Origin of the sequence: Arcobacter sp. L (assembly GCF_000284235.1) — a bacterium.
Taxonomy (GTDB): Bacteria; Campylobacterota; Campylobacteria; order Campylobacterales; family Arcobacteraceae; genus Aliarcobacter; species Aliarcobacter defluvii.
The window spans coordinates 1092984-1108411 of the sequence record NC_017192.1 but is presented as its reverse complement, the minus strand read 5'-3'; the positions used below and the strand labels follow the sequence as shown (position 1 = coordinate 1108411).

The following is a 15428-nucleotide window of genomic DNA, read 5'->3' as shown; positions in this document are numbered from 1 at the left end:
CCTTTTCAATTATTTCATTAAATTCTAACATTATTTTATAAAGCTTTTGGTAAAACAAGATTCAAGAATATTCCAATCATTGCTCCAAGACCAATTCCAGCAAAAGGAACTCCACCAAAATTAAAAGTCATTCCACCAATAGAAAATACTAAAATCATAGAGACAATTGCCATGTTTCTAGGACATGAAAAATCAATATTAGCTCTTGATAATGTACTAATTCCTAAAGTTGCAATAATTCCAAAAAGTAACAACATAATTCCTCCCATAACTGGAACTGGAATAGTTGCAAGTATTGCTCCTAGTTTTCCAACAAATGCTAATAAAATTGCACAAATAGCTGCCCAAGTCATAATTGCTGGATTATAAGCTTTTGTAACTGTAACAGCTCCTGTTACTTCTGAATATGTAGTATTTGGTGGTCCACCAAAAAGTGAAGCAACTGAAGTTGCTAATCCATCACCTAAAAGTGTGTTTTTTAGACCTGGTTTTTTTAAATAATCTTGTTTTGTTACACTTGAAATTGCTAACATATCTCCAATGTGTTCAATAGCAGGAGCAATTGCAATTGGTAAGATATAAACAATTGCTTGCCAATTAAATTCAGGAGCAACAAAATTTGGCATTGCAAACCAAGCAGCTGTTGAAACTTTTGAAAAATCAATCAATCCAAAATATAAAGAAACAATATATCCTCCAATAATTCCCATTAAAATTGGAATTAATTTAAAAATACCTTTTCCTAATAGTGATACTAAAATAGTAATTGTTAAAGCAATCATTGATATAATAATTGCTTGATCAAATGGTACTAATTGAACTGCTCCATCACCAGTTTTTCCCATAGCCATATTAACTGCAACTGGAGATAAAATAAGACCAATAGAGATAATTACAGGTCCAACTACAACAGAAGGAAGAAGTTTGTGTAAAAACTCATCTCCTTTTAATCTAATCAAAAAACTAAGTACAACATATAAAAATCCAGCAGCAACTAATCCACTTAAAGTAGCAGGAATTCCCCAAGTTGCCACACCATAAGAAATTGGTGCAATAAATGCAAATGAAGAAGCCAAAAATATTGGTGGGACACAACTTCTATTTACAAATTGGAATAATAAAGTTCCAATCCCAGCAGTAAAAAGTGCAACATTTGGGTCAAGCCCAGTTAAAATAGGCACTAAAACAAGTGCACCAAAAGCTACAAATAAAAATTGTAAGCCTAAAATTGAATCTTTAACTCTAAAGTTATAGTCTGTAGGTTTCATTATTACCTCTAATTTTTTTATAAATTTTATAGTATCCAATTTTGCGTATTACAAACTTTAAATTTATGTATAACTTATAAGCAATTTTTTTGTAATATTAATCTTTTAAAAGGACTTAAAATGTATAAAGAAAGTACAAATGTAGTAGTAAAACACTTAGTTAATAGATTAAGAGATGTGAGAACTACTTCAAACGAATTTAGATTAACAATTGAAGAGATTTCAAGAATTTTAGTTTCAGAAGCATTAAATGATTTTCCAACTATTACACAAAATATAAACACTTGGCAAGGCCCTTTAGATGTTGAAGTAATTGAAGTTCAAAAACTTGTTCTTGTTCCAATTTTAAGAGCGGGAGAACCTATGCTTACAGGAGTTTTAAGAACATTACCTTATGCAAAAAGTGGTTTTTTAGCAATGAAAAGAGATGAAGAAACATCTTTAAGTAAACTTTTTTATGAAAATATTCCTAATTTAGAAAATAAAACTGTTATTTTACTTGACCCAATGGTTGCAACTGGTGGTTCATTGATTGATGGTATTGCATATCTAAAAACAAAAAAAGCAAAAAAAATCATCTGTTTAAATATTATTGGTTCACCATTTGGTGTAAAAAAAGTAACAGAAGCTCATCCTGATATTGATATGTTTATAGCTCAAATTGATGAAAGATTAGATGAAAACAACTATATAAGACCCGGGCTTGGAGATGCTGGAGATAGAGCATTTAATACGCACTAAAAGATTAGTTTAAAACTAATCTTTTTTAAAATTCAAAAGGATTATTGTATTTGTATATAAATCCTTCTTTTTCTATTTTTTCCCCACTTATTAATCTGTTTAAAAATTCTTTCGATTCTAAAAATATTGGTTTTTCAAAATTATACTTTTTTGAGTTAAAACTATATATTTCCTCTTTTGTTGGATGAGTTTTTGAACATAAATTAAAAATTCCACAAATATTTTTATCAATTACAAATTTAGTTGCATTTATAACATCATTTCTGTGAACAAAATTTATTGGTGTTTTTGGAAATTCTATAACTTTATTTGCACTTCTTTTTCCAAAATACCTATTTGCACCAACAAGTCCAGCAACTCTAAAAATCACATCACTTTTATCTTTTATCAAATTTTCTGCATCAAATACAATCTTTGAACTAGGTTCTGTTATTTCAAATTCTTCATCAAAATTAGCTTCAATATTTGGATAAATTGATGTTGAACTAATAAATATGATTTTTTCTATATTTTGTATTTTTTCGTGAGAATAAATTTTGTTCAAAAAAGATAGATAATCTTCAAATTTTGAAGGAGGATAATTTATAAATAAATAGTTAGTTTCTAATAATTCATCAAGATTACTAAGATTTTCTTCATTTAAAATATATGAAGAAAGACCTTCATCTTCATACATATTTTGTGTTTCTTTACTTCTAGAACTCACTTTTATTTTAAAATGATTTTTTAAAACAATACCTAGTTCAAATCCTAACCAACCTGCTCCTAAAATAGTTAAAGTTTTCATTTAATCTTTTAAAATTCCATAACAAAGTGTTAACCAAGCAATAATTAGTAAACTTCCACCAATTGGTGTAATTGCCCCAAGTATAGGCATATTTAAAATTGTTAAAAAATATAAAGAAAATGAAAAAATAATCATTCCAATTAAAATAAGCCATAAAGCAACATAAATTTTTTTAGATTCAGGTTTTAATGAATAAATAAATATTCCAGCAAATAATCCTAAAGTATTATAAAATTGATACTCTACTCCTGTATGATAAATATTCATCATATGTTCATCTAAAATTGATTTTAAACCATGAGCACCAAAAGCTCCCAAAGCTATTCCTAAAGCCATTAAAAAAGAAGCTATTGCTAAAAAATTTTTTATTCTATTATTAAGTATCATATTTAATCCATATATTTATTTTTTTATTTTTTCTTTTAGCGATTTCTTTTTTGAAAAACCCGCACCTTTTTTCTCTTTTTTTTCTAATTCTAAATCATTTATCAATGTTTTAAAATCCATCTCTTCTTTATTCATTTTTGCAAAACAAGTTGCAATAACTGCAATTGTATTTGGTACACGTTTTTTCTTTTTATATGCTTGAATATTTTTTTCACTAACTTTAATAAGTTCTGTAAATTTTGGAATACTCATTTCTGCATCTAAAAGTAATTTCTTAAAATCAATAAAAGTCATAATAATTCCTATTTATTTAACATCAACTTCCCAAAAGAAATCAATCCACTCATTTGCTTCTCTAACACAATAATCAGGTTGTAAAACTGCAGTTTTTTTATAAAATAAAGTTGCCAATTTAAACTCAACATTTGGAAACTTTTCTTTTAATACTTTCAAAATCTCTCTCATAGTTTCACCAGAATCAACAATATCATCAACAATTAAAACTCTTTTTGCATGAGAAACATCTGGAATATTAAAAATATTAAAAGAATCTAGTTTTAATTCACCTTCATAATGAATAGAGTTTAATGTATATAAATTTCTCATGTTAAGTGCTTGAGCCATCAAATGTGAAAGTGTTAAACCACCCCTTGCAACAGCAAGTAAAATATCTGGTTCATAATCTCTACATTTATCAACTAAAATTTGTGTGTCTTTTTTAAATAACTCATAACTATAATATAATTTTTTCAAATAAAAATCCTTTTTAAAAAATAAATGCTAATGCACTAATAAATGTAATAACTAAAATACCAATATTTAAATCTTTGTACTCTTTTTTTACAAGCTTAATAATTGTAAAAATCAAGAATCCAGCTGCAATTCCATTTGTAATTGAAAATGTTAAAGGCATTAAGATAACTATTAAAAATGCTGCTGCACTTGTAGCTAAATCTGTCTCTTCAAAATTTATTTTTCCAAGTTCAGTAAACATTAAAACGCCAACTACAACTAATACTGGATAAATTGCATTTGATGGAATTGATTTGAATAAAGGTAACATAAAAAGTGTACTTATAAATAATAAAGCTGTAAAAACTGCTGTTAATCCTGTTCTTCCACCCTCTTCAACTCCACTTGCACTTTCTATAAATGCAGTTGTTGTAGAAACACCAAGTAAACTTCCACTTACTGTTGCAATTGCATCAGCTTCTAGTGTTTTTTGTAATGATTTATCATTTTTATTATTTTCTTGGAATAAATTTGCTCTTGTTCCAACACCTGTTAATGTTCCTAATGTATCAAACATATCAGTAATTAAAAATGTAATAATTACAGGTAATAACGATAATGATAATGCACTTAAAATATCTAATTTAAGAAAAATTGGTGAAATAGATGAAGGAGTTGAGAAAAAGTCTGTTGGAGTACTATTTAAAGAAAAACTCCAAGCAACAATAGATGTAATAGCAATAGATAAAATAAATGCTCCTCTGATTTTATAAGCATAAAAACTAAAAGATAAAATTAAACCTAAAACTCCTAATAATACATTTGAATTTGAAAAATCTCCAAGAGTAACTAACGTTGCATCATTTGAAACAATCATTCCCATTTGTTTTAAACCAATAAACGCTATAAATGAACCAATACCAGCACTAATTGCACGTCTAAGACTCATAGGAATTGAAGTCATAATCCAAACTCTAAAATTAGTTAAAGATAATAATACAAATAAAATACCAGATAAAAAAACAATACCTAAAGCAGTTTCCCAAGGTATTTTCATACCAAGTACAAGTCCATAAGAAAAATAAGCATTTAATCCCATTCCAACACTCATGGCAATTGGTGTATTTGACCATAAAGCTGAAAATAAAGTTGCAAGTATTGTTATCAAAGCTGTTGCAGTTATAACTGCATCAATTGGAAGTCCTGCATCTGATAAAATAAAACCATTAACAGGAACAATATATAACATTGTTAAAAATGTTGTAAATCCTGCATAAAATTCTTTAGAAATAGAAGTATTATGTTCTTTTAATTTAAAAAAATCCATAAAAATCCCTTTAATAAAATTTTTACATAAAAATATTCTGAAATATATTTAGAAAATATGAAATGGTGCTCACAATCGGAGTTGAACCGATAACCTCTTCCTTACCATGGAATTGCTCTACCTTTGGAGCTATGCAAGCAAAAAAGAAAGAATAATATCAAAACAAACCAAATAAAAGGATAAAGGGGAAAAACCAAGAAAGGATGAGAGGATAGAGGGGTAAAAAAAAAGCTTTTGCTAAGAGGAACTGTAAAGAAGTTCAAATTAGTAAAAGCTTGGTAAATAAAAAACTCAAGAGCTGGCAGCGGCCTACGTTTCCACCAGGGGACCCGGCAGTATTATCGGCGATGAAGTGCTTGACTTCCAGGTTCGGAATGGGACTGGGTATTTCCACTTCTCTATAGCCACCAGCAAAGTTGAGTGAAAAAAGTAAGAAGAAACATAAAGAAAGATTCAATATGTAAATACTCTTTACACTCAACTCGTTTAGGAGTTAAGAAAAATAATGTTAAAGTCTTTTCACAATATATATTAAATATAAGAAATATATTTAATAAGATAGTAAACCAAAGAATTGTTTAAAATAAGCCAAACGTTCTATTAGTACTGGTCAGCTAAACGCCTTACAACGCTTACACATCCAGCCTATCAACCAGCTAGTCTTGCTGGGAACTTCAGGGAAAGTTAATCTTAGAGTTGGCTTCGAGCTTAGATGCTTTCAGCTCTTATCACATCCGTACGTAGCTACCCAACGATGCTCTTGGCAGAACAATTGGTACACCAGTGGTACGTTCATCCCGGTCCTCTCGTACTAGGGACAAATCTCTTCAACTTTCCTACGCCCACGGAAGATAGGGACCGAACTGTCTCACGACGTTCTGAACCCAGCTCGCGTACCGCTTTAAATGGCGAACAGCCATACCCTTGGGACCTACTTCAGCCCCAGGATGCGATGAGCCGACATCGAGGTGCCAAACCTCCCCGTCGATGTGAGCTCTTGGGGGAGATCAGCCTGTTATCCCCGGCGTACCTTTTATCCTTTGAGCGATGGCCCTTCCACACAGAACCACCGGATCACTATGACCGACTTTCGTCTCTGTTCGACTTGTATGTCTCACAGTCAAGCTAGTTTATGCCATTATACTCAACTGGCGATTTCCATCCGCCATGAACTAACCTTTGTAAGCCTCCGTTACTTTTTAGGAGGCGACCGCCCCAGTCAAACTACCCACCAGACATTGTCCTGATACAAGATAATTGTACGCAGTTAGTAACTCAAATATTCAAGGGTGGTATCTCAAGGATGGCTCCATATGTACTTGCGTCCATATATCATAGCCTCCCACCTATCCTGCACATGAATATCCAAGCTACAGTGTCAAGCTGTAGTAAAGGTGCACGGGGTCTTTCCGTCTTTCCGCGGGTAGGAGGAATTTTCACCTCCACTACAATTTCACTGGATCCCTGGTTGAGACAGCTCCCATCTCGTTACGCCATTCATGCAGGTCGGTATTTAACCGACAAGGAATTTCGCTACCTTAGGACCGTTATAGTTACGGCCGCCGTTTACTCGGGCTTCAATCAAATGCTTCGCTTGCGCTGACATCATCAGTTAACCTTCGAGCACCGGGCAGGCGTCACACCTTATACATCCACTTACGTGTTAGCAAAGTGCTGTGTTTTTGGTAAACAGTCGGGAGGGACTCTTTGTTGCAACCTCTATCGCTTTTTGGAGCAAGTCCATATACAATAGTAGGCACACCTTATACCGAAGATACGGTGCTAGTTTGCAGAGTTCCTTAACCAGGGTTCTTCCACGCGCCTTAGAATACTCATCCCACCCACCTGTGTCGGTTTACGGTACGGGCAACATATAATATACTTAGTGGCTTTTCTTGGCACGACAGTATCATCGATTCTCCATCTCCTCCGAAGAGTGTCAAGAGCCTGTAAGATCTCGGCCTAACGTTACCCGGATTTGCCTAAGTAACAGCCTACGTCCTTCGAGCCACTATTCCATCAGTGACCTCGATTAACTCTATGCGTCCCCACATCGCGCTTATATGTTGGTATTGAAATATTAATCAATTTGCCATCGTCTACCCCTTTCGGACTCGACTTAGGTCCCGACTAACCCTACGATGACGAGCATCGCGTAGGAAACCTTGGGTTTTCGGCGTTGAGGATTCTCACCTCAATTATCGCTACTCATGCCTGCATGCTCACTTCTATCCGCTCCAACGCTCCTTACCGGTACATCTTCTACGCTGAATAGAACGCTCTCCTACCACTCAATTAAAATTGAATCTAAAGCTTCGGTGTACATCTTAGCCCCGTTATATTTTCCGCGCAGAATCACTAGACCAGTGAGCTGTTACGCTTTCTTTAAAGGATGGCTGCTTCTAAGCCAACCTCCTGGTTGTCACAGTAACTCCACATCGTTTTCCACTTAGATGTAACTTAGGGACCTTAGCTGTTAGTCTGGGTTGTTCCCCTCTCGACGATTGATTTTATCACCCACCGCCTGACTCCTGTGATTCCACATATGGTATTCATAGTTTGATAGGGTTTGGTACCGCGGTAAGCAGCCCTAGCCCATTCAGTGCTCTACCCCCATATGCTACAACACAAGGCTATACCTAAATATATTTCGGAGAGAACCAGCTATCACGAAGTTTGATTGGCCTTTCACCCCTATCCACAAGTCATCCGGAGACTTTTCAACGCCTATCGGTTCGGTCCTCCACTGGCTCTTACACCAGCTTCAACCTGCTCATGGATAGATCACTTCGTTTCGGGTCTGCAGCATCTGACTAATTCGCCCTATTAAGACTCGCTTTCGCTACGGCTTCGTACTTGACTTAACCTTGCCAGATACCACAACTCGCAGGCTCATTATGCAAAAGGCAGTCCATCACCCTGATAAATCATAGGGCTCTGAATGATTGTAAGCTAATGGTTTCAGGTTCTATTTCACTCTCCTCGCTGGAGTACTTTTCACCTTTCCCTCACGGTACTTGTTCACTATCGATCTGTAAGTAGTATTTAGGATTGGAGGGTGGTCCCCCCAGTTTCAGTCAAAATATCACGTGTTCCGACCTACTCAGGATACCATTAGAGCTATTGAGAATTTAAATTACAGGAGTTTCACCTTCTATGCTACACTTTTCCAAGTATTTCATCTATCCTCTTTAGTCTCACATTATGGTCCTACAACCCCCAATGCAAGCATTGGGTTTGTCCTAATCCGCTTTCGCTCGCCGCTACTGACGGAATCTCGTTTGATTTCTCTTCCTCTGGCTACTGAGATGTTTCACTTCACCAGGTTAGCTCCCCGTAGGGTAATATATATCTCTATATACTGGGTTGCCCCATTCAGAAATCCCCGGATCAAAGCTCTTTGGCAGCTCCCCGAGGCTTATCGCAGCCTAATACGTCTTTCATCGCCTCTTACAGTCTAGGCATCCACCATTAGCCCTTAATAGCTTATTAATAAATAGAGTTAAACTCTATCGCTTTTTGATAATATTCTTTGGCTACTATCTTATTAAACATATTATTTAAAATATATCCAATAAAATAATGTTGTGTTCTATCTAATTTCTTAGATATGAAATTTTTTTTGTTTTAAATTATTTAACATTTCTGTTATCTAATTCTTACGAAAAAATTAAAGACTTTAACATTATATTTTTAAATATCATTTTGATTCGAAAATCAAATATAAATTCAATATCCTTTGAACTTATATTTAACTTCTTTATCACTCTATAAATTAATTATTACGCATTTACTCTTAATAGGTGGTGGAGAATAGCGGGATCGAACCGCTGACCTCCTGCGTGCAAAGCAGGCGCTCTCCCAGCTGAGCTAATTCCCCAACCTAAATTAATCTTTCTAGATTATTTAATGGTGGGCCTATCAGGACTTGAACCTGAGACCTCACGATTATCAGTCGAGCGCTCTAGCCAGCTGAGCTATAGGCCCCTTTTACTACCTATTTAAATAATCTTTATAAACCGAATATAAAAACTCTTTCTTTTTAGTTTTAAGTTAAGAATCGAATCTTAACTTAATTCTCTGAAAGGAGGTGATCCAACCGCAGGTTCTCCTACGGTTACCTTGTTACGACTTCACCCCAGTCGCTGAATCCACTGTGGAAGGTAGCTACTTTAGCATCCCCGCTTCGAATGAGTTCAACTCCCATGGTGTGACGGGCGGTGAGTACAAGACCCGGGAACGTATTCACCGTAGCATAGCTGATCTACGATTACTAGCGATTCCAACTTCATGTAGTCGAGTTGCAGACTACAATCCGAACTGGGAGATATTTTTGAGATTTGCTCCACATCACTGTATTGCTGCTCTTTGTATACCCCATTGTAGCACGTGTGTAGCCCTGGACGTAAGGGCCATGATGACTTGACGTCGTCCTCACCTTCCTCCTACTTGCGTAGGCAGTCTCATTAGAGTTCTCAGCCGAACTGTTAGCAACTAATGACGAGGGTTGCGCTCGTTGCGGGACTTAACCCAACATCTCACGACACGAGCTGACGACAGCCGTGCAGCACCTGTATATAAGTTTCTGCAAGCAGACACCAATCTATCTCTAGAAAGTTCTTACTATGTCAAGTCCAGGTAAGGTTCTTCGTGTATCGTCGAATTAAACCACATGCTCCACCGCTTGTGCGGGTCCCCGTCTATTCCTTTGAGTTTTAATCTTGCGACCGTACTCCCCAGGCGGTACACTTAATGTGTTAACTGCATTACTGCAAGGTCGAGCCTCACAACAACTAGTGTACATCGTTTAGGGCGTGGACTACCAGGGTATCTAATCCTGTTTGCTCCCCACGCTTTCGCGTCTCAGCGTCAATAATGTTCCAGTAGATCGCCTTCGCAATCGGTATTCCTTCTGATCTCTACGGATTTTACCCCTACACCAGAAATTCCATCTACCTCTCCCACATTCTAGGTATACAGTTTCAAAAGCAGTTCAATAGTTAAGCTATTGGATTTCACTTCTGACTTATATACCCGCCTACACGCTCTTTACGCCCAGTGATTCCGAGTAACGCTTGCACCCTCCGTATTACCGCGGCTGCTGGCACGGAGTTAGCCGGTGCTTATTCATATAGTACCGTCATTATCTTCCTATATAAAAGGAGTTTACGCACCGAAATGTGTCATCCTCCACGCGGCGTTGCTGCATCAGACTTTCGTCCATTGTGCAATATTCCCCACTGCTGCCTCCCGTAGGAGTCTGGACCGTGTCTCAGTTCCAGTGTGACTGATCATCCTCTCAAACCAGTTAGGCGTCATTGCCTTGGTGAGCCATTACCTCACCAACAAGCTGATACCATACAGACCCATCCTCTAGCACTAAAGCGTTTCCCTTGCATACTTATGTATTAAAGGCATATAGGGCATTAGCAGACGTTTCCATCTGTTATTCCTTTCTAGAGGGCAGGTTATCTATACATTACTCACCCGTGCGCCACTTAGCTGACAATTATAGCAAGCTATAATCCGTTCTCGTTCGACTTGCATGTGTTAAGCACGCCGCCAGCGTTCACTCTGAGCCAGGATCAAACTCTCCATAAATTATAGAGCTTTTGAAACTGACAAATTTTATAACTCTTCAATTACAAAATTATCACTCAAATTTTATAGACAAGTATTTGTTTTACCAAATTCTCTTGTTTTTATATTTTTATTTAACATTTATTCTTATTTTTAATCTAAACAAACATAGATTTTTATAAGAGTCTCATATTCGGTTTATAAAGATTACTTTACAAACGTTTATAATTATTTTTAAAGATCATTCCCTCTCGATTGAAGCGTCTCTCTTCTCACTTTTCGTTTGAAGCGTTCCAGTCAAATTGGACGGGAATTATAATAGATTTTTATTAGCTTGTCAATACCTTAACGCTGAAATGTAGCTTAAATTTTTAAATTTATCCTCTTTTTATCACTTTTTCTTGTTTTTTGTGATTTTTACTTTGTTTTACTTGGGTTTTCATTATTTTATGTTATTTATTTGTTTTAATTACTTTAATAATTGTAAATTTATAATATGCAAGTTTAAAATATACACCTTTATTTAACAATTATTTGATAAAATTTCATTTATGTTTTTATAATACGGGGAAATTAAAAATAACAGTAGAATAATTTCATATAGTTATTTTATTATAGGAGATATACATATAATGAGTGCATCTATTTTTAGAGAATATGACATAAGAGGAATATTCAAAAAAGAATTGAATGAAGATATAGTAAAAAAAATTGGTTTTTATTTAGCAAAAGCTTTACAAAAGAAAGTTCCAACTGCAAAATATATGGCTGTTGGTTATGATGCAAGACTTCATTCTCCTACTTTGAAAAATTGGTTAACTTCAGGAATAAATAAAGCTGGATTAAAAGTTTTAGATATGGGATTAGTACCAACACCTGTAAACTACTTTGCAAACTTCACTGACTTTGATGGTTTAAAATGTGATGGTTCAGTAATGATTACAGGAAGTCATAATCCACCTGAATATAATGGATTCAAGATAACATTAGATAAAGATCCATTCTTTGGTGAAGATATTTATTCACTTGGAAGAGAAATTCTAGCGGACAATACAATAATAGAAGATAATGAAGAAACAATAGTAATTGATTCTAAAAATAGATATATAGCTTATATAGTAAAAAGTTTTTCACACTTAAAACTTGAAAATAAAAAATTTGTTTTTGATTGTGGGAATGGTGTTGCTGGCGTTGTATTAAGAGAAATTCTTGATAAATTAAATATTAAGTATAAAATTTTATTTGAAGAACCAGATGGAAATTTCCCAAATCATCATCCAGATCCAAGTGATGAGCATACTTTAGAAGATATAAAAAAAGAGTTAGCAACTGGTGAATTTGATTTTGGATTTGCTTATGATGGTGATGCAGATAGAATTGCTTTACTTTCACCAAAATATAACTTTAAAGGAGATATTTTAGCAATATTCTTCTCTAAATTTATAAAAAATCCTACTGTTATTGGTGAAGTTAAATGTACACAAGTTATGTATGATACTATTAATTCTTATGGAAAAGCTATCATGTATAAAACAGGTCATTCAAATCTAAAAGTAAAAATTAAAGAGACTAATGCTGATTTTGCAGCAGAAGTTTCAGGTCATTTATTTTTCAATGATAGATATTTTGGATATGACGATGCAATTTATGCTACATTTAGAGCTTTAGAATTAATCGATCAAAATTTTGATTTTGATAAAGAGTATGAAGCTTTACCAAAAGTTTATTCAACTCCAGAAATTAATATCACTGTTACTGAAGAAACAAAATTTAAAATTATTGAAGATTTAAAAAATGCTTTGACAAATCCACCTGAATATTTTCCTAAAATCAAAGATATTATAACTGTAGATGGAATAAGAGTTATCTTTGAAAAGGGTTGGGGATTAGTAAGAGCTAGTAACACTACACCAAAATTAGTAACTAGATTTGAAGCAGATACACAAGAAAATGCTAAAATATATGAAAATGTTTTAATTAAATTATTTGAAGAAATAAAAGGAAAATAAATGAGTAAAGAAAATCCAATCAAAAAATGTCTATTCCCAGCTGCAGGTTATGGAACAAGATTTTTACCTGCAACAAAAGCAACGCCAAAAGAGATGTTACCAGTTTTAACAAAACCACTTATTCAATATGGAGTGGAAGAAGCATTAGCGGCAGGTATGGATACAATGGCAATTGTAACAGGTAGAGGGAAAAGAGCTATTGAAGATCATTTTGATATTTCTTATGAATTAGAGCATCAAATTAAAGGAACAAATAAAGAACATTTATTGACTGAAATTAGATCAGTTATTACAAAATGTACTTTTTCATATACTAGACAAATTGAAATGAAAGGTTTAGGTCATGCTATTTTATGTGGTGAAACTTTAATTGGAGATCAACCATTTGCAGTTTTATTGGCAGATGATTTATGTGACGCTCCAACTCAAGGTGTTTTATCTCAAATGATTGAACTATATAAAAAATATCATTGTTCAATTGTTGCTATTGAAGAAGTTCCAAAAGAAGAAACAAATAAATATGGAGTAATTTCTGGAAATGAAATTGAACCAGGAATTTATATGATTAAAGATATGGTTGAAAAACCTGAACCTGAAGTTGCTCCTTCAAATTTAGCAATTATAGGAAGATATATTTTAACTCCAGATATTTTTGATATTTTAAAAGAAACAAAACCAGGGAAAGGTGGAGAAATTCAAATCACTGATGCTCTTTTAACTCAAGCAAAAAAAGGAATGGTTTTAGCTTATAAATTCAATGGACAAAGATTTGACTGTGGAAGTATCGATGGATTTGTGAAAGCTACAAACTATTTTTATGATAAAGAAACAAAAAAAGAGAAAAAAAAAGAGACTGGAGCAAAATAAGTGAAAAATAACCTATATTATCCGCAAGTATCATTAAGTGATGAAGAAATCTTTGCAGAAATAAAAAAAGAAAGAGAGAATATAGGTTACTACTCTCTTCCTTATGAAGATACAACTTTTTTAAAAGCTAAATTAGATAGTTTAAATTTTACTCAAAAACAAATTGCTATCATTGGAATTGGAGGAAGTACTTTAGGGACTTATGCAATTTACAATTTTATGAAGTATAACAAACAACATAATAAAACTTTAAAAAAAGAACTTTTTTTCTTTGAAAGTACAGATCCAGTTAATTTAAATGGAACATTAAGTCAAATTGATTTGGAAGATACTTTATTTATAGTAATTTCAAAATCTGGAACTACAATAGAGACTATTTCTATTTTTAAATATTTAATGTCAATTACAAAAATTGATAAGTCAAATTTATTAGTAATTACAGAAGATGATAGTAAGTTAAATACTTTTGCAAAAGCAAATGATATTAACTCTTTTGATATTCCTAAAAATGTTGGTGGAAGATTTTCTGTATTATCTAATGTTGGGTTGGTTCCTTTATATCTAGCAGGATTTAATATTGATGAATTATTAAAAGGTGCAAAAAAAATATCAACATCATTTTTTGAGCAAAATGATTTATATGACCATTTAATCAAAAAAGCAAGAACATATTATGAATTCAAAGATGTTTACAATGTAAATGCAATTTTTTCTTATTCTCAATTACTTGAAGGCTTTAATAAATGGTATATCCAACTTTGGGGAGAGAGTCTTGGGAAAATTGATGTAAATCATACAAACCAAGGTTTAACTCCAATTGGACTTTTAGGGCCAGTTGATCAACACTCTTTCTTACAACTTATTGTTGAAGGGAAAAGAGATAAAACTGTAACATTTATAAAAATCAAAGATTTTAAAGATGATACTAAAATAGCTCCAACAACACTTCAAGGTTTAGAAGAATTAGATTACATCAATAATCTTAATTTTAAAGAACTTATCAATCTTCAAGCAGATGCAACAATTGCATCAGTTAAAGAATATAAAAAAGATATTCCAATAGATTTAATTGAAATTGAAGAGATCAGTGAATATGAAATTGGAAAACTTTTATTTTATTATGAATTATTAACTTCAATCGTTGGAAAATTCTTAAGAATAAATACTTATGACCAACCAGGTGTTGAAGGTGGAAAAATCATCTTAAAAGAGATGTTAAAAAATAAAAATTAGGAAAATAAATGGCAATTTTTGGTGATATTGAAACTGTTAAAGGACAATTAAATAATCCTAAATTTGATAAAGCCTTTTTATATTTGGAAAAATTGCAAGATATTAATTCAAATGAATATCAAAGTTTAATAAATATTAAACTTGATAACTGTAACAAAATAGTTCTTGATGAGAACTGTTTTGTTCTTGAACAAGCTTATATTTCAAAAGATAAAAAAGATTGTTTCTTTGAATCTCACAAAAAATATATAGATATTCAATATATTTTTGATGGAACAGAGATAATGGAAGTTGAAAATATAAATAATTTAAAAACAACAAAAGAGTATGATGAAACTTTAGATTATGCAAAATATGCCCAATCTCCTAACTCTTCATCTTTAGTTATTAGAAAAAATGAACTAGCGATTTTTTATCCAAACGATGCCCATATGCCTTGTATTAAAGTGGATAAAAATGAAAAAGTTATAAAAGCTGTTTTTAAAATAGCAGTATAA

The 15428-nt window shown here is 33.0% G+C and carries 11 protein-coding genes, 3 tRNA genes and 3 rRNA genes; 5 read left to right on the top strand and 12 right to left on the bottom strand.

Features of this window, described 5'->3' with window-relative positions; genetic code table 11:
- Positions 1 to 35: 35 nt before the first annotated feature.
- Complete coding sequence (locus tag ABLL_RS05510) at positions 36 to 1271, bottom strand: uracil-xanthine permease family protein (protein ID WP_371325617.1); 1236 nt, start codon at positions 1269 to 1271, stop codon at positions 36 to 38.
- 117 nt (positions 1272 to 1388) lie between these two features.
- On the opposite strand from ABLL_RS05510, the gene upp reads away from it, so the two are divergent.
- Positions 1389 to 2009, top strand: coding sequence for a uracil phosphoribosyltransferase (gene upp, locus ABLL_RS05505; protein ID WP_014473787.1), 621 nt, complete (start codon positions 1389 to 1391; stop codon positions 2007 to 2009).
- 25 nt (positions 2010 to 2034) lie between these two features.
- Here upp and ABLL_RS05500 read toward each other — a convergent pair whose 3' ends face one another.
- The 11 genes from ABLL_RS05500 to ABLL_RS05450 form a co-directional block, all read right to left on the bottom strand.
- Positions 2035 to 2796 carry a hypothetical protein gene (locus ABLL_RS05500; RefSeq protein WP_014473786.1) on the bottom strand — a complete coding sequence of 254 codons (762 nt, stop codon included), beginning with the start codon at positions 2794 to 2796 and terminating at the stop codon, positions 2035 to 2037.
- Positions 2797 to 3183, bottom strand: a complete 387-nt coding sequence (locus tag ABLL_RS05495) for a DUF423 domain-containing protein (RefSeq protein WP_014473785.1) — start codon at positions 3181 to 3183, stop codon at positions 2797 to 2799.
- A 15-nt stretch (positions 3184 to 3198) separates the two neighbouring features.
- Positions 3199 to 3477, bottom strand: coding sequence for a hypothetical protein (locus ABLL_RS05490; protein ID WP_014473784.1), 279 nt, complete (start codon positions 3475 to 3477; stop codon positions 3199 to 3201).
- Between the two features lie 12 nt (positions 3478 to 3489).
- On the bottom strand, positions 3490 to 3936 hold the full coding sequence (locus ABLL_RS05485) for a phosphoribosyltransferase (RefSeq protein ID WP_014473783.1): 447 nt from the start codon (positions 3934 to 3936) through the stop codon (positions 3490 to 3492).
- 13 nt (positions 3937 to 3949) lie between these two features.
- Complete coding sequence (locus ABLL_RS05480; protein ID WP_014473782.1) at positions 3950 to 5242, bottom strand: NCS2 family permease; 1293 nt, start codon at positions 5240 to 5242, stop codon at positions 3950 to 3952.
- Between the two features lie 63 nt (positions 5243 to 5305).
- Positions 5306 to 5381, bottom strand: a tRNA-Thr gene (locus tag ABLL_RS05475).
- 157 nt (positions 5382 to 5538) lie between these two features.
- Positions 5539 to 5654 (bottom strand): 5S ribosomal RNA (rrf, locus tag ABLL_RS05470).
- 167 nt (positions 5655 to 5821) lie between these two features.
- A 23S ribosomal RNA gene (locus ABLL_RS05465) occupies positions 5822 to 8734 on the bottom strand.
- Between the two features lie 312 nt (positions 8735 to 9046).
- Positions 9047 to 9122: transfer RNA gene (locus ABLL_RS05460), tRNA-Ala, on the bottom strand.
- A 30-nt stretch (positions 9123 to 9152) separates the two neighbouring features.
- Positions 9153 to 9229 (bottom strand) — tRNA-Ile (locus ABLL_RS05455).
- Between the two features lie 96 nt (positions 9230 to 9325).
- Positions 9326 to 10843: ribosomal RNA gene (locus tag ABLL_RS05450) — 16S ribosomal RNA — on the bottom strand.
- Together the 16S, 23S and 5S rRNA genes with 3 tRNA genes alongside form the textbook arrangement of a ribosomal RNA operon.
- 611 nt (positions 10844 to 11454) lie before the next feature.
- Between ABLL_RS05450 and ABLL_RS05445 the strand changes: the two genes are divergently transcribed.
- The 4 genes from ABLL_RS05445 to ABLL_RS05430 are packed head-to-tail and all read left to right on the top strand — an operon-like array spanning position 11455 to position 15428.
- Complete coding sequence (locus ABLL_RS05445; RefSeq protein WP_014473781.1) at positions 11455 to 12831, top strand: phosphomannomutase/phosphoglucomutase; 1377 nt, start codon at positions 11455 to 11457, stop codon at positions 12829 to 12831.
- Positions 12832 to 13698 carry a UTP--glucose-1-phosphate uridylyltransferase GalU gene (gene galU / locus ABLL_RS05440; RefSeq protein ID WP_014473780.1) on the top strand — a complete coding sequence of 289 codons (867 nt, stop codon included), beginning with the start codon at positions 12832 to 12834 and terminating at the stop codon, positions 13696 to 13698.
- Positions 13699 to 14931 (top strand): glucose-6-phosphate isomerase, encoded by a 1233-nt coding sequence (locus tag ABLL_RS05435; RefSeq protein WP_014473779.1) that lies wholly within the window; start codon positions 13699 to 13701, stop codon positions 14929 to 14931.
- 8 nt (positions 14932 to 14939) lie between these two features.
- Positions 14940 to 15428: a YhcH/YjgK/YiaL family protein gene (locus ABLL_RS05430; RefSeq protein ID WP_014473778.1), complete on the top strand. Its 489-nt coding sequence runs from the start codon at positions 14940 to 14942 to the stop codon at positions 15426 to 15428.